We start from the raw sequence: 19,785 nt of genomic DNA on the forward strand, positions 1-19,785 counted from the left end.
GTCCATCGGGGCCGGTCGGACCGCCGGAGGGCTTGGCACACTGGGGGCGTGCCCCAGACTGTGCTGCTCGCTGAAGACGACCGCGCCATCCGTCATGCCCTGGAGCGGGCCCTGACGCTGGAGGGGTACCAGGTGACGGCGGTCGCCGACGGCGTGGAAGCGCTGGCGCAGGCGCACAAGAACCCGCCGGACGTCCTCGTCCTGGACGTGATGATGCCGGGCATCGACGGCCTCCAGGTCTGCCGGGTGCTGCGCGCCGAGGGCGACCGCACCCCGATCCTCATGCTCACCGCCCTCGTGGAGACCGCCGACCGCATCGCGGGCCTGGACGCCGGCGCCGACGACTACGTGGTCAAGCCGTTCGACGTCGAGGAGGTCTTCGCGCGGCTGCGCGCGCTGCTGCGCCGCACCAGCCCGGTGCCCGCCGGCGCCGCCGCCCCCGAGGGACCGGTCCGCGAGGCACAGGTCTCCGACCGGCAGGTGGAGGCCGCCGGTATCCGCATGGACCTCCAGGCCCGCCGGGCCTGGCGCGGCCGGCGCGAGCTGGAACTGACCCGCACCGAGTTCGAGCTGCTGGAACTGCTGGCCCGCAACGCGGGCATCGTCCTCGACCACTCCACGATCTACGACCGGATCTGGGGGTACGACTTCGGCCCCGGCTCCAAGAACCTCGCCGTCTACGTCGGCTACCTCCGCCGCAAGCTGGACGAGCCGGGCGCTCCGCAGCTGATCCACACCGTGCGGGGCGTGGGTTACGTGCTGCGGGAGGACTAGGTGGGCCGCCGCTGGCGGCTGCCGGCCGGGCCCCGGCCGAAGCTGGTCTCCCTGCGCACGACCTTCGCCGTCTCCTTCGCGGCCGTCACCGCCGCCGTCACCATCCTGGTCGGCATCCTGTCGTACAACTCCGCCGCCCGGCTCGTCCGCGTGGACCAGCAGTCGGTGTTCACGCAGGTCGTGCAGGACGTGCAGGACGAGGTGCGGCAGCACCCGATGGGCCCCGACGACTTCTCCTCCTCCCGCCCCGGGCACGACCTGGTCCGCCCCGCCCGCACCGACGTGCAGGTGCTGGGCGCGCAGGGGCAGATCATGGACCACGGCAGCCCGGTGCTGCCGGTCACCTCCCGGGACCGGGCCATGGCCCTCGCGTGGACGGCCGGGAGCGTGGTGGAGCACAAGGACGTACGGGTGGACGCGGACCTGTTCCGCATCGCCACCGTCTCGCTCGGCCAGGGGCGGGGCGCCGTCCAGGTCGCGCAGGAGTTCAGCGACACCGAGGACCTGCTGCGGGCGCTGCAGCAGCGGACGCTGATCGTGATGTCGGCGGTCGTGGTGGCGGCCGGGCTGTTCGGGTGGTGGCTGGCCCGGCGGATCACCCGGCGCCTGGTGATCCTCACCTCCGCCGCCGAGGACGTCGCCCGCACCCGGCAGCTGGGCATCCAGGTCCCGGTGGCCGGGCTGGACGAGGTGGGGCGGCTGGGCCGCGCCTTCGACCGGATGCTGGGACGGCTCGCGCAGTCGGAGGAGGACCAGCGCAGGCTGGTGCAGGACGCCGGCCACGAGCTGCGGACGCCGCTCACCTCGCTGCGCACGAACATCTCGCTGCTGCGGCGGATCGACGAACTCCCGCCCGCCACCCGGGAGGAGCTCGTCGCCGACCTCTCCCAGGAGGCCCGGGAGCTGACCGACCTCGTCAACGAGCTGGTGGACCTCGCAGCCGGACAGTCCGACAACGAGCCGCCCCAGCGGGTGGACCTCGCCGACCTCGCCGAGGACGTCGTCGGGCTGGCCCGGCGCCGTACCGGGCGGGACGTCGTGCTGCACGCCGCCGGTGACACGACCACCGACGGACGGCCCGGGATGCTCCAGCGGGCCATCTCCAACCTGGTGGAGAACGCGGCCAAGTTCGACCGGGACGGCAAGGCGCCGATCGAGGTCAGCGTCACCGGGCCGGCCCGGCCGGGCACGGTACGGGTGGAAGTGCTGGACCGGGGGCCCGGGATCGCCGAGGGCGACCTCGTCCGCATCTTCGACCGCTTCTACCGCGCCGCCGACGCCCGCTCCCTGCCCGGCTCCGGCCTCGGCCTGTCCATCGTCCGGGAGATCGCCATGGCCCATGGCGGCGCCCCCTTCGCCTTCCGCCGGGAGGGCGGCGGCGCGGTCATCGGGTTCACGGTGGGCGGCGGATACGTCCCGGGCGGCGGCACCGGCACCTGACCGGGTACGCGCGACGCCCGACGTTGAGTAGGGGTACCTACCCGGTGGCCGTAGGTGTGCGCATCCGGCCGGGGCCCTTGCCGTCCTACCGTCGCCGTATGTCCGAGCAGACCGCACCCACCGCTCCACCCGCCGCGTCCGGGGCCCGTGCCCTGGGCCTCGGCTGCCTCGGCTGCGCCGGGCTCGTGTTCGTCGCCGTCGTCGCACTGCTCATCCGGCTCACCTGGGACTCCCCGCGGGACCTGCCCCGGGCCGCGCCCGAGGAGATGGCGGACCGCGCCGTCCGGCACTCCCAGGAGGCGTACGGGGTCCTGGGGTTCACCCGGACCGTGCCGCCGGGGGGCGGACGCATCGGCGTCGACGCGAGGAACTCGCTGGACGCCGGGTACTGCTACGACGGAGGGCTGCTGGGCCTGGAGGACAAGACCATCGACGGCGCCTACCGGATGAGTCACGACTGGGCGCTGGACGAGGTGCCCGCGAGCCAGGCCGTCCCCGGTCTGCGCCGGCTGCACCGGCGGCTGGAGGAGGACGGCTGGGAGGTGTCGTCGTACCGCGAGGGCGGGAAGGGCGGGAAGGGCGGGAGGGACACGGACTGGTCGCTGTACGTGCAGCGGGACGGCGGGACGGAGCGGATGTCCTTCACCTGGTTCCCGGACCGGCAGTACTTCACCGGCGACGCCACCGCGCCCTGCGCCTACGACTCCGGGTGGACGGACGGCAGCGGCGACACCTACTTCCCCAGTGACGCCGCCCGCTCCGTGACGCCGCCGGTCCTCCGGCCCGGGAGGTTATGAGCGGCCCGGCAGGGTGAGGAAGCCCTCCGCGCGGGCGCTCGCCAGGCCGATCCTCGGGATGTCGCTGCTCTTGGCGAACAGCAGGAAACGGGGTTCCCACACGGGCCGGTACTTGGCGTTGGCGCGGTACAGGGACTCGATCTGCCACCAGCGGGAGAAGAAGGTGAGGACCGAGCGCCACAGGCGCAGCACCGGGCCCGCGCCGAGGCGGGCACCGCGCTCGAAGACCGAGCGGAACATCGCGAAGTTGAGCGAGACCCGGTCGATGCCCAACTCCTTCGCCTGGCAGAGGAGTTCGACGACCATGTACTCCATCAGGCCGTTCTCGCAGGCGCGGTCGCGGCGCATCAGGTCCAGGGAGAGGCCGCGCTCCCCCCAGGGGACGAAGCTGAGCAGGGCGCGGGGTTCGCCGTTCGCGTCCCGGCACTCCAGCATCACGCAGCGGCCGTCGGAGGGGTCGCCGAGGCGGCCGAGGGCCATGGAGAAGCCGCGTTCGGTGGCACCGTCGCGCCAGTGGTCGGCGCGCTCCACGAGGACCGCCATCTCCTCGGCGGGGATGTCCTCGTGGCGACGGACGCGGACCGTGTAGCCGGCCCGGCGGACCCGGTTGTGGGCCTGGCGGACCACGCGCATGGCCCGGCCCTCCAGGGTGAAGTCGGCGAGGTCCACGATCGCCTCGTCGCCCAGTTCGAGCGCGTCCAGGCCGTGCCGGGCGTAGACCGTGCCCGCTTCCTCGCTCGCGCCCATCACGGCCGGGGTCCAGGCGTGCCGGCGGGCCTCGGCGAGCCAGGCGTCGATGGCGCCCGGCCAGGCCTCCAGGTCGCCGAGCGGGTCGCCGGAGGCGAGGCTGACCCCGCCGACGACGCGGTAGGCGATGGCCGCCTTGCCGCTGGGGGAGAAGATGACGGACTTGTCGCGGCGCAGCGCGAAGTAGCCGAGGGAGTCGCGCTCGCCGTGCCGGTCCAGCAGGTCGCGCAGCCTGCGCTCGTCCTCCTCGGCCAGCAGGCGGGCGCCGCGCGGGGCGCGGAAGCAGGCGTACAGGACCAGCAGGAAGGTGGCGGCCATGAGGACGTTGACGGTCATGTCCGCCCAGCGGGGTGCGTGGACGGCGGGGACGCGGTCGGCGAGCGGGCCGACGCTGATGCCGCGCAGCAGGGTGTAGGCGATCTCGTCCTTCAGGGCGGCCCCGGTGACCTTGTTCGTCGTGTGCACCAGCAGGGTGCCGAGGCCGCCGCTGACGAGGGTGCCGCCCACGCCGACGGCGAGCGCCAGGCGCGGGTTGGAGCGGTCGCCGATGGCGTCGAACTCACGGCGGCCGAGCAGCAGGGCGGCGACGAACAGGCCGGTCAAGGCCGTGGAGACCCAGTTGAAGGCGTGCTCGCGGTAGGGGGCGTGGGTCAGGGCGACGGCGTAGAGGCCGAGGAGGGGGCCGGCGAGGAGGAGGTTGAAGAGCCAGGCGGCGCGTTTGCGGCGGCGCATCACCACCGCGAGGAACAGGGCGAGGGCCGCCGAGACCAGGCCGGCGGTGGCCAGGTACGGGGTGAAGTACTGGCCCGCGTTGTGCTCGTGCACCTCCTCGCGGAACGGCAGGGACACCACCGCCGCGATGTTCAGTACGGCGAGCAGTCGCAGGTACCAGACGGTGGCCGTGGCGGCGCGGGTGCGCAGCCGCCGGCCGCCGGGGTGGTCGCGCAGCGGGGTCGGGAGGAAGCGGATGCCACGGCGGGGGGTGCGGGGAGCGGGAACCGGTGGCGGGATCAGGGTCGTCTCTTGTGCGGGCATGCTGACGGGTCACCCTTGGGGACGGGGACGGGGCATCGCAGACCCTACAGCTTGTAGGGTAAACCGGGGGTGGAGTTCTGCACAGCCGCCGCACAGCTTCTCATCCGCCGGCCCCGCCCGGTCACCGGCCTCGGTCACCGGATCCGCTCGTCACCGCGTCCGCTCGGTCACCGGTTCGGCCCACCGCCGTCCGTGCTCAGTCGCCGTGTCCCCGGCGGGCCGCGGCCAGGTGCCAGGCCAGGTTGCCCACCGCCGCGCCGGCGGCCACCGTGGCCGCGATCACCCCGCCGGTCGCGAGGCCGTCGCTGAACAGGTGGGGGCGCCGGTCCAGGCTGTGCAGTCCGAAGCCGCACAGCTCGTACACGCCGACGGCGGCGATGGCCAGGCTGACGACGAGCAGGGTCAGCGTCGGTGCCAGACTGCGCGCGCACACCTGCGTACCGGGCTCCGCTTGAGTGGTGTCCTGCATGGGTCCCCCGTTGAACAGACGTGTAACCGCCCGGTGGCCGACGGCGGTTGGGAACCTACAATACGTAGGGTCGGTTAGGGTCGACGCCGTGCGGATATACGTGAGCGTCGACATGGAAGGCGTCACCGGGCTGGTGGACGCCGACGACGTCCAGCCGGGCGGCCGGGACTACGAGCGGGGCCGCGCCATGATGGCCGAGGACGTCAACGCCGCCGTACGCGGCGCGCTGGCTGCCGGCGCGACCGGCGTCCTGGTCAACGACGCCCACGGGCCGATGCGCAACCTGCTCCCCGAGGCACTGCACCCGGCGGCCCGCCTGGTGCGCGGCAGGCCCAAGCGACTCGGCATGCTGGAGGGCCTGACCGGGGAGTACGACGCGGCGCTGTGCGTCGGCTACCACGCCCGGGCCGGCGCGCTGGGCGTGCTCAGCCACAGCTTCATGGGCCACGAGATCGAGGACATGTGGCTGGACGGCCGCCCGGTCGGCGAGATCGGCCTCGCCCACGCCACGGCGGCGGCCCTCGGCGTGCCGGTCGTGGCCCTCACGGGTGACGACGCGGCGTGCGCGGAGATGACGGAGTGGGACCCCTCGGTCGAGACCGTCCCGGTGAAGTACGCCCACGACCGGTTCGCGGCCGAGCTGCGGCCGGAGGCGGAGGCGCGGGAGGCCATCGCGGAGGCGGTCACCCGCGCGCTGACCCCGTCCCCGGCCCGCCCCGCACCGCCCGCCGCCGAGGCGACCCTCACCGTCCGCTGGCAGTCCGCCTCGGTCGCCGCCACCCTGCTCGGCATCCCCGGTGTGACCGCCGAGGACGCCCGGACGGTCCGGGCGACCGGCCCGCTGCCCGCGCTGTACCGGCAGTTCGGGGTGTGGATGCGGGTGGCGGCCTCCCTCACCAACCAGCCGCCGTACTGCTGACGTCCGTCGGCGGGCGTCGTCGGTGCCCGCGGCTCGGCTGCGCGCGTGACCCACACCGTCGGCGGCCGCGGCTTCCCGGCCGCGCCCGCCGCCGCCTTCGTGCACCCCTACGACCTCGGCCACGGGCGACCGGGCCGACTTCGAACCCTTCGACCGAATCGGCGGGCCACTGCCTCCCGGACCCGCCGATCTGCCGGTCAGCGGGCCTTTTCCCGCAGGAACAGCGCGCTGGTCAGGGTGCCGAGGAGCACCAGGGCCGCGTTCAGCGCGATCGCCGTCTTCAGGCCGCCGAGGACGGCCAGGGCCCCCGTACCGGTCATCGCGGCGGTGGCCACCGCGCTCATCACCGGCGTGCCCATGGTGATGCCGATCTGCTGGGTCATCGTCGCGAGCCCGGTCGCCAGACCCTGCTCGTGGTCGGCGAGACCCGAGGTGGCGGTCACCATGAACCCGACGATGACCAGCATGTTGCCCACACCGCCGGCGAAGGTCGCGGCCAGCAGCAGCCACAGCGAGGAACGGCCGGTGCCGAGCCCGAGCAGGGCCGCCGTGAACAGGGCCTGGCCGAGCCCGCCGGCCAGGAGCGCACGGGTGGCGCCGAACCTGCCGATCCACCGCGGGGCGAGGGCACCGCCGGCCACCGTCCCCGCACCCAGCACACCGAAGGACAACCCGGCGGCCAGCGGGGAGAAGCCGAGCACCTCCTGCAGGTACAGGGTCAGCAGGAACACCAGCGACGTCTCGGTGAGGAACGCGACCAGACCGGCGAGGTTGCCCCACGCCACCGACCGCCTGCCCAGCACGTGCGGCGGCACCAGCGGCGCGGACACCCGGCGCTCCACCGCCCCGAACACCAGCAGCAGCACCAGCCCGGCCGCCAGCGGCAGCAGCGCGACCGGCGCGCCCCAGCCCCGCTCACCGGCCTGCGTCAGCCCGAGGACCACCGCCAGCAGCCCGAGCGTCACCGTGACCGCCCCCGGCACGTCCAGCCGCGGCCGCTCGGCGGGCCGGGACTCGGCGATGACCGCGGGCGCGACCAGGAGCACGGCGAGCGCCACTGGTACGTTGACGAAGAACGCCCAGCGCCAGGACAGCAGGTCGGTCAGCAGCCCGCCGAGGATCGCGCCCGTGGTGAAACCGGCCGACATCAGCGCCCCGTTGAGGCCGAGCGCCTTCTCCCGCAGCGGGCCCTCCGGGAAGGCCGTCGTCAGCAGCGACAGACCGGCCGGGGTGACCGCGGCGGTGGCCAGCCCCTGGAACACCCGGGCCGTGATCAGCACCTCCGGGCTCCGCGCCAGCCCGCCCGCCAGCGAGGCCGCACCGAGGACGACCAGACCGCCCAGGAACAGCCGGCGGCGGCCGAAGAGGTCGGCGACCCGGCCGAACAGCAGCGTGAACCCGGCCGCGCACAGGGCGAACGCCGTGCCGATCCACTGCAGACGGGCGAGCGGGAAACCGAGGCCCGCACCGATCACCGGCAGGGCCACGTTCAGGATGGAGAAGTCCACGGCCAGCATGAACTGGGCCGCGAGCAGCAGCACCAGCACCAGGCGGAGCCGGGGGGTCAGGGCGGCGGATGCGCCGTCCGGGCGGGCGGTTGCGACGGACATGACGAGACGGTCCCCTCTGTTCGGCGGAAGTCACCGGCGTGCGGCTGGCGGCCGGCGTACGGCCAGGTCACCGGCGTGCGGCGAAGCGGTCGGCGTGCGGCCACGTCACCGGCGTACGGCGAAGCTGACGGTCATGAACCTCCTCCGTGCCGGCCGCCCCAGCCAGCACCCCCGTGCGACCGGCCCCCGCGAGGGTGGTCATCGCACGACCACCCTCGGGCATCCCGTTCCCGCCGTCCGCCGGGCAGGATGGACGACGACCGCCGCACACCCGGAGGGCGTACGCCCCTTTCCCCGGAGGCAGACATGGACGCGTCGTCCGAGCTGGGAGACTTCCTGAAGTCCCGCCGTGCCGCGCTGCGGCCGCAGGACGTCGGCCTCCCGGCCGCGCCGGCCCGCCGCCGGGTCGCCGGACTGCGCCGCGAGGAACTGGCCCTGCTCGCGGGCGTCAGCATCACCCACTACACCCGCCTGGAACAGGGCCGCGCGGCCGGCGTCTCCGACTCCGTGCTGGACGCCATCGCCCGCACCCTCCGGCTCACCGAGGACGAGACCGCCCACCTCAGGGACCTGGCCCGGCCCGCCGCCCGGCGCCGCCCGCCCGCGACCCGCGCCGCCCACGCGACACGGTCGGCCCGCCAGTTGCTCGCCGCCATGACGGACGTACCCGCACTCCTCCTGGACCGGCGGAGCGACGTCCTGGCCTGGAACCGGCTCGGCCACGCCCTGCTCGCCCCGCACCTGCCGTGGGACGGCCCGGACACCCCCGCCGCCCGCCCCAACCTCGTCCGCATGCTGTTCCTGGACGAGCGCTACCGGGCCCGGTACACCGACTGGCAGGAGGAGGCCCACCTCGCGGTCGCCTCCCTGCGCCTGGTCGCCGGCCGGCACCCCGACGACCGCGCCCTGGCCGAACTGATCGGCCACCTGTCCATCCAGAGCGACGAGTTCACCGCCCTGTGGGCCCGGCACCCGGTCCGCACCTGCACCTCCGGGACCAAGTCCCTGCACCACCCGGCCGTCGGCACCCTGGAGCTGAGCTTCGAGAACCTGTGCCTGCCCGGCACCGCGGACCAGCGCCTCATCGCCTACACCGCCGAGCCGGGCACCCCCTCCGACGCGGCCCTGCGTCTCCTGGCCGCCACCACGGCCCCCACCGAGCCGGAACGGCCCACCCTGGACGCGCACTGACCACCCGCGTCGTCCGGCGGCCTACGCCCCCGGCCGCACCCCGAGGACGTCGAGCATCGCGCGGGTGGCCGGGCTCGGGTCGAAGCGGCTCCAGGCCAGGTGCTCGGCTCGGCGCGGTCCGTCGACCACCGGGACCAGCGCCAGGCCGGGGTCGGCGGCGGCCAGCGGGCGGATGAACGCCGAGGGGAGCAGCGCGATGCCGAGTCCGCGCGCGATCAGCCGGGTGATCAGCTCGACGACCCCGGCCTCGTACGCGACGTCCCGGGCCAGGCCGGCCGCGGCGAACGCCCGGTCCGACTGGGCCCGGGCCGGCGTCCCGGCCACGAAGTCCACGAATGTCTCGCCGGCGATGTCCTCCAGCGTGACCCGGTCCGCCCCGGCCAGCCGGTGTCCGGCCGCCGCCACCAGCACATGCTCGTCGCGGTCGAGCACCACGCTCTCCACCCCGGAGGGCAGCTCGCCCTCCGGCAGCCCGAGGAAGGCGATGTCCACGTCCCCGTTCCGGATGCCCGCCGCCAGTTCGTCACTGCGCCCGGAGCGGAGCATGACCCGGACCTCCGGGTGCCGGGCCCGGTACCGCTGCAACAGCTCCGGTACGTCCACGGCGGCTGCGGTCACGATCACGCCGACGGAAAGCCGCCCCCGTACCACCCCGTTCGCGGCGGCCGCGTCGGCCACGGCGAGGTCCGCGGCGGCCAGGGCCTCCCGCGCCCGGGCCACGAACGCCTCGCCCGCACCGGTGAGTTCCACCCGCCGGCTGGACCGCGCGAACAGCCGTACCCCCAACTCCCGCTCCAGATTGGCGATCCGGTGGCTGAGCGAGGACTGCACCACGAAGCACCGCTCGGCGGCACGGGTGAAGTTACGGGTCTCGGCGACGGCGACGACGTACCGCATCTGCTGGAGGTCCACCCATCCATCGTTCTCGTGCATGGCTGCGATGGCAAGCATGTCTTGGACGCATGACCGGTTCACTGCCGAGACTCGTCACATGCCTGCCTACGCCGACAGAGCGGCAACCGTCCTCCTGACCGCCCTCGCCCCCGCGGCATGGGGCACGACCTACGTCGTCACCACCGCGCTCCTCCCGCCCGGCCACCCCCTGTTCGCCGGCCTCATGCGCGCCCTGCCCGCCGGGCTGCTCGGCCTGGTGCTCACCCGTGCCCTCCCGCAGGGCGCCTGGTGGTGGAAGGCGGGCGTCCTCGGCGCGCTCAACATCGGCGTCCTCTTCCCGCTGCTGTTCCTGGCGGCCGAACGACTCCCCGGCGGGGTCGCCGCCACCCTCGGTGCCACGCAGCCACTGCTGGTCGCCGCCCTCGCGGTCCCGGTGCTCCAGGACCGGCCGACCGTCCGGCGCTGGGCCTGGGGCGTGCTCGGCGTGGCCGGCGTCGGACTGGTCGTCCTCGGCCCGCAGGCCCGCCTGGACGCCGTCGGCGTACTCGCCGGCCTCGGTGGCACGGCCGCCATGGCCACCGGGGTCGTCCTCACCAAGCGCTGGGGCCGTCCCCCGGGCGCGGGCCCGCTCACCCTGGCCGCCTGGCAACTCACGGCCGGCGGACTGCTCCTGCTCCTGCCGGCACTGACGGTCGAGGGGCTGCCGCCGCGGATCGACGCCGGTGCGGCCGTCGGCTACCTGTGGCTCGGCAGCATGGGCGGCCTGATCGCGTACACGCTCTGGTTCCGTGGGATAGCCCGCCTCCCGGTCGGCGCCTCCGCCCCGCTCGTCCTGCTCTCGCCGCTGGTCGCCACGGTCATCGGCACGCTCCGGGGCGAGTCCCTGAGCCCGCTCCGGACGGCCGGCTTCGCCCTGGCCCTCACAGCCATGCTCGCCGCACAACTGGACCCACCGAAGAAGCCCACGAAGACAAGGGGATCGACACCGATGAGCCCACGCCTGACCATCGCCGTCCTCGGCGCCACCGGCATGGTCGGCGGCCGGGTGACCGCCGAGGCCGCCGCCCGTGGACACCAGGTCCTGGCCCTGTCCCGCAAGCCGACGAGCGAGCATCCGTGCGTGACGCCTGTCCCGGTCGACGCGAACGACCCGGACGCCGTCCACAGGGCGCTGGCGGGTTCGGGCGCGGACGCCGCCGTGCTGACCGTACGCACCCATCCCGTGGACGAGGACTTCCTGCTCGCCACCACCCGGACGGTTCTGGACGCGGCCGCACGGCTGGGCATCCGCGTCCTGGTGATCGGCGGCGCCGGTGCCCTGCGCAGCCCCGGCGCCCCCGACGTCCTCGTGGCCGACAACCCCGTCTACGTTCCGGCGCAGTGGCAGCCGGTCGCGGCGGCGGGAGTGGCCCAGCTCCGCACCTGCCGGACCCACCCCCACACCGACTGGGTCTACCTCAGCCCCCCGGCCGTCCTGGAACCCGGCCCGCGCACCGCCCGCTACCGCCGCGGTACGACCACCCTCCTGACCGCGCCCGACGGCCGTTCCTGGATCAGCGCGGAGGACCTGGCGGTTGCGGCCGTGGACGAGTTGGAGACCCCCGGCCGGGACCACCACATCACGGTCGCCCACGCCGCCGAGGCCTGAGCCGCGGGAGCCGCCGGCCGCCGTGCGGTGCCCGAGGGCACGTGAAGGGCCCGCGGTGGTGAGCACGCACCCGGCTCCCCTTGCCGGCACCGCCGACGTAACCTGCCGGAACCTCGCCGCATCAGCCGCCGACTGGGAGTGCCCGCGTGACCGAGCCGACCGCCCCGGACAAGAAACCCTTCCTGTACGTCGTCGTCTGCGCGAGCGGCATCGCCCCCGACGTCGGCAAACTGATCACCGTCGCCCAGGAGGCGAACTGGGACGTCGGTGTCGTCGCCACACCCCAGGGCCTCGGCTTCATCGACGCCAAGGCGGTCGAGGCACAGACCGGTTACCCGATCCGCTCCGCCTGGCGCAGGCCGGGGGACCCGCGCCCGCTGCCGCCCGCGGACGCCATCGCGGTCGCCCCGGCCACCTTCAACACCCTCAACAAGTGGGCCGCCGGGATCTCCGACACCCTCGCGCTGGGCATCCTGTGCGAGGCGTACGGCATGGGCATCCCGACGGTCGCCCTGCCCTGCCTGAACGCCGCCCAGGCCGCCCACCCCGCCTACCGGCAGAGCCTGGAGCGGCTGCGGTCGATGGGCGTCCTGATCGGCTCCCAGGAACCGTACGACTCCGGGACGGGCGACCGCTTCCGCTGGGAGGAGGCCCTGGAACTGCTCGACCGCGTGCGCTGACACGCCGCCCGAACGGTGAGCCCTGACAGGGCTGTTGGGCCGACGCCGACCGCGGGCGCCCTGCATACTGACCGCCATGGCCGTCTACGACACACTCGGCGCGACGTACGCCCGGACGCGCCGGCCCGATCCGCGGATCGCCGCCCGGATCAGCGCGGCGATCGGGGACGCGGCGGACGTGCTCAACGTCGGAGCGGGCACCGGTTCGTACGAACCGCCGCAGACGGTCCTCGCGGTCGAACCCAGCCGGGTCATGATCGGCCAGCGTCCGCCGGGTTCCGCTCCCGCGGTGCAGGCCGTCGCGGAGCACCTTCCGCTGCGCGACGACGCCACCGATGCCGTCATGGCGCTGCTGACCGTGCACCACTGGGCCGACCTGGCGGCCGGCATCGGAGAGCTGCGCAGGGTCGCCCGCCGCCGCGTCGTCGTCCTCACGTGGGACCAGCACGTCTTCCGCGAGCGGTTCTGGCTCGTACGGGACTACCTCCCGGAGGCAGCCGCGTTCGACGACAGCCGGGCCGTCCCCACCGACCGGCTGATCGACCTGCTCGGCGGGGGCCGCCAGGAAGCGGTCCACGTCCCGCACGACTGCGTCGACGGCTTCGGTGCCGCGTACTGGCGCCGCCCACACGCCTACCTCGACCCCCACGTGCGTGCGGGGATCTCCATGCTGGCCCAGACCGGCGACGCCGCACTCGCGCCGGGCCTGACCCGGCTCGCGGACGACGTGAGGACCGGCCGCTGGCACACCCGCTACGCCGAGCTGCTCACGCTCGCATCCCTCGACGTCGGTTACCGGCTCATCGTGGCCGACCAGTGACGAAGGAGTACGCTCGGGCCTGATCACTTGTCAGGTGAGGAAGGAAGTGCCCATGACCAAGGCACCGTTCGTGGCCGTGTCCGCCGCCACCGCCGCGCTGGGGACGGCGCTCGGCTCGCTCGCGCTGCAACTGCGCTCGGCGGGCTATGAGCAGTACGTGGAGTCCGTGGCCACCTTCAGCGTCGTCATGTACGTCACCGCCGCCCTGGTCCTGGTGGCGTGGGTGCGGGACGGCCGGCCCCACGCGAACTGAGCCAGGCCGGGAGGGGCGGCCACGCCGGGTGCGCCCCTCACCCGGAACAGGCGAGCGGACCGCCTGAGCAGCCGCCGCCGCGCAGGACCTGATCTCCTCCCGCCCAGCGGGCGCGCCCCCCGGCCGGGCAGCAGAATGGATCCGTACCGGCCACTCGATGGCGGGAGGAGCGGGCATGGAGATCAAGCCTCAGGCGGTCGTCCTCCCCAAGGAGACGGACCATCTCGAACAGGGGAAGTACGGGCCGGTCTTTCCCAGGACTCCGGCGTGCTACGGGTTCACCATCGTCGCACCGGTCAAGCCCGGCCACGCCGACGCGATGCGCCAGTACGGCTATGCGCTGGCCGAGGCGCTGGAACAGGATCCGTACCTTCTCGCGCCCCTGAAGCTGCACTACCTGCGCTGGGTCCTCTTCGACGACGACACGCGCTTCATGTACCAGGGGATCTTCGACACCGACTTCGACAAGTACACCGAGGACGCCGTCGCGCTCTTCTCGAAAGCAGGCGTGAGCACGGCGTTCGAGCACCTGGAAGGTTTCCCGGAGGACTGGCGGACCAACCCGGAGGCGTTCGTCAGGTTCGTCCGGGCACACCACTGTCCGAGTTTCATCGAGTACGGCGAGTACCCGTACGTGACGGCGGACGAGATCAAGAAGGCTTTGCGGATCAGGGGCGCTCTGTCGGAGATGCTCGATCAGATGCAGTGAGGGCTGGGCGATGAGCGGGGCCGAAACCGCGCGGACCTACAACCAGAGGCACGTTCCCCGGACGTACACCCCCGCGGGGCGACGCGTGAGCATCTACGTCTCGTGGAGTTATCCCGCCGAGGCGGGCCGGAACCCGGCCGAGCTGGACAACCGGTTCTCCACGCTGACCGAGGTGAGGCGGGTGGCGTGGCCGGCCTACGAGGACCCGCAGTGGTCCGACCCGTACCGGTTCCAGCAGACCATCGCGGGCTCCCTGGAGCTGTTCTTCTGGGCCTGGGTGCCGTTCCAGGACTTCGTCGAGGAGGTGACGGGACATACCGTCCCGGTCTACCAGCGCATCGACCAGGCGGGCTTCCGCACACCGCTCGACGAACGGGTGCTGGCCGACACGGACGTGCTGTTCGTCTTCGGACTCGACCACATGGTCACCGGCCAGGAGGCCGAGCCCGGCGAGATCGAGGCGCTGCGGTCCTTCCTCGCCCGGGAGGACGCCCGCCTCGTGCTGGGGCCCCACCACGACGTCGGCGCGTCGGACGACCTGTCCGTGCGCGAGGTGGAGCACCGCCACCACGGCGACCCCCTGGTCCCTCGCCAGCAGCGGTTCGCGACCTACGTCAGGGACGTGATGAAGGGCCTGGGGGTGCCGGTCGTCAACCGGTACGGACTGCGCCCCGCCACCGGTGAGGACAAGCGGATCGCCCCTCTGTCGACCGTCGGGGACCTGGACGAGAGGGGATGGCTGAACGGTGTCACGAACTTCAACTTCCACATGCACCTGCCGCACTACGCGGTGACGACCGACCAGCCGAAGGACATCCACGTGCTGGCCCGGCAGCCGATCGACCTGTCCCGGCCCCATCCGTTCACCGAGGAGGGGAACACCGAGTTCAACATGTTCCTGTGGATGCCGCCGAGCGGAGACCGCGCGGCGGACGTGCTGCTGGCCGACTCGACGATCTTCAGCACGCTCTTCGGCGCCGACGACAGCCTGCGCAACTTCTGGCGCAACCTCGTCTCGTAGCGATGCCCCAGGGAGGCCGAGGTGAGCGCACCCGCGGACGTCACACTGGAGCTGGACGACATCCAGCGCGGGGTCCTCAGTTCCCGGCCGACCCCCTACGCGGCGACGTACCTGGTCTTCCGCATCGACGACCGCTCCCAGGGCCGGGAGCTGATGCGGCGGACGAGCGCGGTGGCGACCTCCGCCGCCGACACCGCCAGCCCCCTCGGGGACACCTGGGTCAGTGTCGCCGTCACGTACTGGGGCCTGGCGGCACTGGGGGTGCCACGCTCCTCGCTGGACACCTTCGCCTGGGAGTTCCGGCAGGGCATGGCGGCCCGGGCACGGGCGCTGCGCGACGAGGGAGCGAGCAGTCCGCAGCAGTGGGAGGCACCGCTCGGCACGCACGACGTCCATGTGGTGATCACGGCGGTCGCCCCCGACCCCCCGCGCCTGGAGGCGGCCATCGACCGCGCCCGCCCCGCCTACGACCGCCTCCCCGGCGTGACGGCGATCTGGCGGCAGGACTGCTACGCGCTGCCCACCGAGAAGGAACACTTCGGTTACCTCGACGGCGTCAGCCATCCGGCCGTCGAAGGCAGCGGCATCCCGGGGTCCAACGAGCTGGAGGTGCCCCTGAAGAGCGGGGAGTTCGTCCTCGGCTACCCGGACGAGCTCGGCGGTGTCCAGGCGCCGCAGCCGGATGTGCTGGGACGCAACGGCAGTTACGCGGTCTTCCGCAAACTCCACCAGAACGCCGCCGCGTTCAGGCGTTACCTGCGGGACAACGCCACGGGGCCCGAGGACGAGGAACTGATCGCGGCCAAGATCATGGGCCGCTGGCGCAGCGGTGCCCCGCTGGCCCTCGCCCCGCGGCACGACGACCCGGCCCTCGGCACCGACCCGCACCGCCGCAACACCTTCCTGTACGAGGAGAACGACCCGACCGGATTCCTCACCCCCGGCGGCTGCCACATCCGCCGGGCCAACCCGCGCGACGCCTCGGTGGCCGGGGAGGTCCGGCTCCACCGCATGATCCGGCGCGGCGCCGTCTACGGCCCGCCGCTGCCCGAGGGGGTACTGGAGGACGACGGTGTGGACCGCGGCCTGATGTTCGCGTTCATCGGCGCCCACCTGGGCCGGCAGTTCGAGTTCGTCCAGTCGGAGTGGATGAACGACGGCGTCTTCTTCGGAGCCGGCAACGTGAGGGACCCCGTCGTCGGAGCCGCCGACGAGGAGACCGGCTACACCATTCCCCGGCGGCCGGTGCGGCGCCGACTGGCCGCGCTGCCCCGGTTCGTCACCACCCGAGGAGGCGAGTACTGCTTCCTGCCCGGTCTCACCGCCCTGCGCTGGCTCGGGGACCTGCGCGACTGAACGGCGCGGCGGCGCGGGCCGTGGTACGCCCGCGAGGCGGGCTGTCGCCTGAGGGGAAGCGCCATGGACACCCTGCATCTCGTCCTCAACGCGGTCACCGTCGTCTTCATCGCGGCCACGATGTTCGCCGCCGGTCTGCGAGCCACCGTCCCGGCACTGCGCGGCGTCTTCACCGACGTCCCCCTCCTGCTGCCGGCACTGATCGCCAACATGGTGGTCGTCCCGCTGCTCGGCTGGGGCATCGGCGCGCTGTTCGGTCTCCCCTCGGCCTCCTTCGTGGCCCTCGTCCTGATCGCCTCGTCCCCGGGCGGCCCCTTCGGGGCGAAGCTGGCGGCGGTGCAGCAGGGCGACCTCGTCGCGGGCGCGGCCATGCAGGTACTGCTCGCCTCCGTCGGCAGCCTCACCTTCGCGCCCACCGCCAACGCCATCCTCGCCGCCGCCGACATCGGCACCGAGGTCTCCCTCGACGTCGGCGCACTGGTACGGACGGTGGCGCTGCTGCAACTCGTCCCGTTCGCCGTCGGCCTGCTCCTGCGCCGCTACGCCGAGCCCACCGCCCAGTCGTGGCAGCCCGGGGCGACCGCGGTCTCCAACGTCACGTTCCTGATCGTGCTGGCGGGCATGCTGCTGGGCAGCTGGCAGGACGTCGCCGCCCTCTTCGGCTCACTGGCCCTGCTCGCGGGATTCCTGCTCGCGGTGCTCGCGTTCGCCGCGGGCACGCTGCTGGCCAGCGGCCCGATGGCACGCCGCACCACCATGGGAGGCGTCGCCTCGGTGCGCAACGCGGGCCCCGCTCTGGCCGCCATCGGCCTGGCCTTCGCCGACCAGCCCGCCGTCCTGGGCGCCCTCGCCGCGATCCTCCTGAGCGGCCTGACGGCGGCCCTCCCGATCGCCACCCTCCTCAGCCGAGGACGCGACGCCCCAGGCGCGGCTCAGGGCCACACAAGGCAATAGGGCTGATGCCCCGCCTCATGCAGCCGATGACTGAAGTCCTGCCTCGTGAATGGGAGGGGCAGGATGCTGACCTGGGGCTTCTCGGTGAAATGTGCGTTGACCTGCGCGAACTCTCCTCGGCAGTTTTCACGGGTCAACGCCGTTTCCCGTGCTCATGTGCCCTGGGTGTGCCCTGGTGGACCGGTTCACCAGAGGGTGCACGGGCGCGGTGCGGGTCGGGGCCGACGAAGGTTCCGTCAGCCGTGACGAGGCTTGTGTCAGGGGCTGCCCGGCTGGTGAACGAACCGCTCACCGAGATCTTGCGGTCGGCTGTGCCGGTGACGCGCGCGAGGATGCGCAGGGGTGTTTCCAGCGGGACCGGGCGGTGATAGCGCATCTGGAGGGAGACGGTCAGGCCGACATACCAGCTGCCGCGCAGGCGCGGCACATTGAAGCGGTTCGCCGTGGCAGCCAGGCATGAAGTACGAAGCCAGTCGGCGTGGGGGGGCCTCGAGTGCTTACTTCCAGCCGTTCAGCGACACCTGCGGACCATCGGCGAGATATCGGTGCAGAGCGCTGGCGGTGGTGTCCACGAATTCCTCCGGGATGGCACCGGCGTCAACCCAGCAGACCTGGGCGTGCTTGCCCGACTCGCGGTTTTCTGGTTCGCCGGTCCATTCGTGGGCGGCGAAGACGACGGTGAGAAAGCCGTTGGGTGCCTCGACTCCCCAGGCGCCATGGATGATGTGGGCGACCTGCAGGGCTTCAGGCTTCACAGTGAGGCCGGTTTCCTCGTACAGCTCGCGTACGGCGGTCTCGGTGATCGGCTCGCCGGGCTCGCTCTTGCCGACGGGCAGGTCCCACATACCCTGTGCGAACTTGGCGTTCTGGCTGCGCTGGAGGAGGACGACGCGGTTGGTGGCCTTGTCGTGGACGATGACGGCGGCGACCAGCAGAGTCATGGATTCGAGGGCGGGCTTGAGAGCTGTGGGCTGGTCGTCGGTTGTCCGCTGAGCCACGGGTTGTGTCCCTTCGTCGGCCGGTTGATGGGCAGCTTAGGCCAGTGCTTCGCGTGCGCGACGGGCGAGTTCGCCAGCTCCGGGCACTCTGCGACGCTGGTAGATGGCGAGGGTGGAACGGAGTGAGGTGATCGCCTTGCGGGTGCGGTCTGAGGTCATGCCCTCCATGAGGGACATGGCCTGGGACCAGGCGGCGACGGCTTCGTCGGCTCGGGCTTGGGCGGCGAGACTGTCGCCGAGGTCGGCGTAGGTGAGCGCGTGGACCCTCTTGTACTTCTCGGGATCCCAGCGCACCAGGGCGTCGCGGTGTTGTTGCTGGGTGCCGACGTGGTCGGCAAGGTCGGTCAGGGTGCGGGCGGTGTGGCTGGCGACGGTGCCGGCTGCCGGGCCGCTGACGCGGGAGTAACTGGGCTGTGGGCCGTCTTCGCGTAGGAGGGCATCTTCGGCGGCGAGCAGGGCGCGGGCCGCTGCCGGCTTCTCGCCCACAGCGGCGTACGCGCGGGCACGGGTGATGTGGAGCAGCGCCTCGGTCTGGCCGTCGACGCGGCCCAGGCCGCGCATCAGTGCGCCCTCGACGAGGTCGACGCAGTGGTGGGGCTGCTTGAGGCTGAGGGCTTGGTGGGCGAGGGCGCGCATCATCCAGGCGGCGTGGCCGTGCGGGTCGGCGCAGGCGAGTTGGTAGCCAACCTGGTAGTAACGCTGGGCGGCGCCTTCCTGGCCGAGGTCGTGGTGCTTCCACCCTGCGAGGTAGGCGAGTTCTGCGACCGCTCCGAAGGCTGCCTCGCGTAAGGCTTCGTTCGGGAACCGTCCGCGGAGCATGGGGGCAGCGGTGTCGGCGAGATACGCGGTGACGGTGGTGAGTCCATGGCCGCCGCCGAGACGTTCGTCGGCGGCACTGAAAGCTGCTGTGATCTGGCGTACGACGTCCACGTCCTCCGCACCGACCAGGGAGCTGCCGGTGCGGGCTCGGAGCATGCGCGCTGTGGCTTCGTGGTCATAGGCAAGGGGCATGGCGACGCCGGCTGCGGTGAAAGCGGCCACGGCCAGGAAGCGTCGGCGTTCGACGTCGGCACGGCCCAGGTCGGTCGCGGCGAGGACTGGATCCGCCTGCTCGGTCGGTGCCTCGCCTCCGCGGAGACCAATCTCCGTCTCGGTGACCGTGCGGCCTGCTCGCCGGGACAGTGCCTCGGCAAGGTACCGGGCGGTCCGGACGGTCGGTTGGCGGATGCCGTTCACCCAATGGGAGACAGCCGACTTGTTGGTCTGGAGGGTGTCGCCGTTCTCTGCGGCGATGCGTCGGATATCCCTCGCCAGAGCCTCGTAGGTGCAGCCCATCGCTCCGATGGTCTCGCGCAGGCGGGAGTTGGGTTCTCTCTGCGCTGCCACGATCGCCTCCGCTCCAGAGCTGTAAACCGCGTATACCGCCTCGACCGCCTCTCACCGTACCCACTGTGCGTGACGGCGTGTTCA

20 protein-coding genes are annotated in these 19,785 nt (G+C 72.9%); 13 read left to right on the forward strand and 7 right to left on the reverse strand.

The genetic code is table 11. The features are described 5' to 3' along the window. Window positions 1-48 precede the first annotated feature (48 nt). The 3 genes from S1361_RS22620 to S1361_RS22630 all read left to right on the forward strand — a co-directional run bounded on the left by S1361_RS22620 (window position 49) and on the right by S1361_RS22630 (window position 3,011). Window positions 49-774, forward strand: coding sequence for a response regulator transcription factor (locus tag S1361_RS22620; RefSeq protein ID WP_208033623.1), 726 nt, complete (start codon window positions 49-51; stop codon window positions 772-774). Beyond that, entirely contained in the window at window positions 775-2,214 is a 1,440-nt protein-coding gene (locus tag S1361_RS22625) for a sensor histidine kinase (protein ID WP_208033624.1), read from the forward strand. A 98-nt stretch (window positions 2,215-2,312) separates the two neighbouring features. Further along, window positions 2,313-3,011 carry a hypothetical protein gene (locus S1361_RS22630; RefSeq protein ID WP_208033625.1) on the forward strand — a complete coding sequence of 233 codons (699 nt, stop codon included), beginning with the start codon at window positions 2,313-2,315 and terminating at the stop codon, window positions 3,009-3,011. On the opposite strand, the gene S1361_RS22635 is transcribed toward S1361_RS22630, so the two are convergent. After that, on the reverse strand, window positions 3,006-4,793 hold the full coding sequence (locus S1361_RS22635; RefSeq protein ID WP_208033626.1) for a phosphatidylglycerol lysyltransferase domain-containing protein: 1,788 nt from the start codon (window positions 4,791-4,793) through the stop codon (window positions 3,006-3,008). The genes S1361_RS22630 and S1361_RS22635 overlap by 6 nt on opposite strands. Before the next feature lie 196 nt (window positions 4,794-4,989). Then, complete coding sequence (locus tag S1361_RS22640) at window positions 4,990-5,262, reverse strand: hypothetical protein (RefSeq protein ID WP_208033627.1); 273 nt, start codon at window positions 5,260-5,262, stop codon at window positions 4,990-4,992. An 88-nt stretch (window positions 5,263-5,350) separates the two neighbouring features. On the opposite strand from S1361_RS22640, the gene S1361_RS22645 reads away from it, so the two are divergent. Next, entirely contained in the window at window positions 5,351-6,181 is an 831-nt protein-coding gene (locus S1361_RS22645) for a M55 family metallopeptidase (protein WP_208033628.1), read from the forward strand. A 197-nt stretch (window positions 6,182-6,378) separates the two neighbouring features. Here the strand turns inward: S1361_RS22645 and S1361_RS22650 are convergent, their stop codons facing one another. Then, complete coding sequence (locus tag S1361_RS22650) at window positions 6,379-7,791, reverse strand: MFS transporter (protein WP_208033629.1); 1,413 nt, start codon at window positions 7,789-7,791, stop codon at window positions 6,379-6,381. Window positions 7,792-8,097: 306 nt separating this feature from the next. Between S1361_RS22650 and S1361_RS22655 the strand changes: the two genes are divergently transcribed. Further along, window positions 8,098-8,982: a helix-turn-helix transcriptional regulator gene (locus tag S1361_RS22655; RefSeq protein ID WP_208033630.1), complete on the forward strand. Its 885-nt coding sequence runs from the start codon at window positions 8,098-8,100 to the stop codon at window positions 8,980-8,982. Window positions 8,983-9,003: 21 nt separating this feature from the next. Here S1361_RS22655 and S1361_RS22660 read toward each other — a convergent pair whose 3' ends face one another. Then, window positions 9,004-9,894 (reverse strand): LysR family transcriptional regulator, encoded by an 891-nt coding sequence (locus S1361_RS22660; RefSeq protein WP_208036723.1) that lies wholly within the window; start codon window positions 9,892-9,894, stop codon window positions 9,004-9,006. 79 nt (window positions 9,895-9,973) lie between these two features. On the opposite strand from S1361_RS22660, the gene S1361_RS40360 reads away from it, so the two are divergent. The 8 genes from S1361_RS40360 to S1361_RS22705 all read left to right on the forward strand — a co-directional run bounded on the left by S1361_RS40360 (window position 9,974) and on the right by S1361_RS22705 (window position 17,317). Then, entirely contained in the window at window positions 9,974-11,524 is a 1,551-nt protein-coding gene (locus S1361_RS40360; protein WP_425087064.1) for an EamA family transporter, read from the forward strand. A 146-nt stretch (window positions 11,525-11,670) separates the two neighbouring features. Continuing rightward, window positions 11,671-12,204, forward strand: a complete 534-nt coding sequence (locus S1361_RS22675) for a flavoprotein (RefSeq protein WP_208033631.1) — start codon at window positions 11,671-11,673, stop codon at window positions 12,202-12,204. A gap of 76 nt (window positions 12,205-12,280) precedes the next feature. Beyond that, complete coding sequence (locus S1361_RS22680) at window positions 12,281-13,024, forward strand: class I SAM-dependent methyltransferase (RefSeq protein WP_208033632.1); 744 nt, start codon at window positions 12,281-12,283, stop codon at window positions 13,022-13,024. 52 nt (window positions 13,025-13,076) lie between these two features. Next, a complete protein-coding gene (locus tag S1361_RS22685) occupies window positions 13,077-13,277 on the forward strand; it encodes an SCO3870 family protein (protein WP_208033633.1) in 201 nt (66 codons plus the stop codon). Window positions 13,278-13,452: 175 nt separating this feature from the next. Continuing rightward, complete coding sequence (locus tag S1361_RS22690) at window positions 13,453-13,986, forward strand: hypothetical protein (RefSeq protein WP_208033634.1); 534 nt, start codon at window positions 13,453-13,455, stop codon at window positions 13,984-13,986. Between the two features lie 85 nt (window positions 13,987-14,071). Beyond that, on the forward strand, window positions 14,072-15,007 hold the full coding sequence (locus S1361_RS22695; RefSeq protein WP_243769267.1) for a hypothetical protein: 936 nt from the start codon (window positions 14,072-14,074) through the stop codon (window positions 15,005-15,007). A 21-nt stretch (window positions 15,008-15,028) separates the two neighbouring features. Beyond that, entirely contained in the window at window positions 15,029-16,363 is a 1,335-nt protein-coding gene (locus S1361_RS22700; protein WP_208033636.1) for a Dyp-type peroxidase, read from the forward strand. A 63-nt stretch (window positions 16,364-16,426) separates the two neighbouring features. Then, a complete protein-coding gene (locus S1361_RS22705) occupies window positions 16,427-17,317 on the forward strand; it encodes a bile acid:sodium symporter family protein (protein ID WP_208033637.1) in 891 nt (296 codons plus the stop codon). 133 nt (window positions 17,318-17,450) lie between these two features. Here the strand turns inward: S1361_RS22705 and S1361_RS40365 are convergent, their stop codons facing one another. The 3 genes from S1361_RS40365 to S1361_RS22720 form a co-directional block, all read right to left on the reverse strand. Further along, entirely contained in the window at window positions 17,451-17,744 is a 294-nt protein-coding gene (locus S1361_RS40365) for a hotdog domain-containing protein (protein WP_208033638.1), read from the reverse strand. 70 nt (window positions 17,745-17,814) lie between these two features. Continuing rightward, window positions 17,815-18,315, reverse strand: a complete 501-nt coding sequence (locus S1361_RS22715; protein WP_208033639.1) for an NUDIX domain-containing protein — start codon at window positions 18,313-18,315, stop codon at window positions 17,815-17,817. A gap of 36 nt (window positions 18,316-18,351) precedes the next feature. After that, window positions 18,352-19,701, reverse strand: a complete 1,350-nt coding sequence (locus S1361_RS22720) for an NsdA family TPR-like regulatory protein (RefSeq protein ID WP_208033640.1) — start codon at window positions 19,699-19,701, stop codon at window positions 18,352-18,354. Between the last annotated feature and the right edge of the window lie 84 nt (window positions 19,702-19,785).

Source organism: Streptomyces cyanogenus (genome assembly GCF_017526105.1).
GTDB lineage: Bacteria > Actinomycetota > Actinomycetes > Streptomycetales > Streptomycetaceae > Streptomyces > Streptomyces cyanogenus.

What these genes read in the sequence shown, in the direction of transcription:
- S1361_RS22650 (WP_208033629.1), bottom strand. Translation starts at nt 7,791, where the DNA reads ATGTCCGTCGCAACCGCCCGCCCGGACGGCGCATCCGCCGCCCTGACC.
- S1361_RS22635 (WP_208033626.1), bottom strand. Translation starts at nt 4,793, where the DNA reads ATGCCCGCACAAGAGACGACCCTGATCCCGCCACCGGTTCCCGCTCCC.
- S1361_RS22630 (WP_208033625.1), top strand. Translation starts at nt 2,313, where the DNA reads ATGTCCGAGCAGACCGCACCCACCGCTCCACCCGCCGCGTCCGGGGCC.
- S1361_RS40360 (WP_425087064.1), top strand. Translation starts at nt 9,974, where the DNA reads ATGCCTGCCTACGCCGACAGAGCGGCAACCGTCCTCCTGACCGCCCTC.
- S1361_RS22705 (WP_208033637.1), top strand. Translation starts at nt 16,427, where the DNA reads ATGGACACCCTGCATCTCGTCCTCAACGCGGTCACCGTCGTCTTCATC.
- S1361_RS22655 (WP_208033630.1), top strand. Translation starts at nt 8,098, where the DNA reads ATGGACGCGTCGTCCGAGCTGGGAGACTTCCTGAAGTCCCGCCGTGCC.
- S1361_RS22640 (WP_208033627.1), bottom strand. Translation starts at nt 5,262, where the DNA reads ATGCAGGACACCACTCAAGCGGAGCCCGGTACGCAGGTGTGCGCGCGC.
- S1361_RS22680 (WP_208033632.1), top strand. Translation starts at nt 12,281, where the DNA reads ATGGCCGTCTACGACACACTCGGCGCGACGTACGCCCGGACGCGCCGG.
- S1361_RS22685 (WP_208033633.1), top strand. Translation starts at nt 13,077, where the DNA reads ATGACCAAGGCACCGTTCGTGGCCGTGTCCGCCGCCACCGCCGCGCTG.
- S1361_RS22690 (WP_208033634.1), top strand. Translation starts at nt 13,453, where the DNA reads ATGGAGATCAAGCCTCAGGCGGTCGTCCTCCCCAAGGAGACGGACCAT.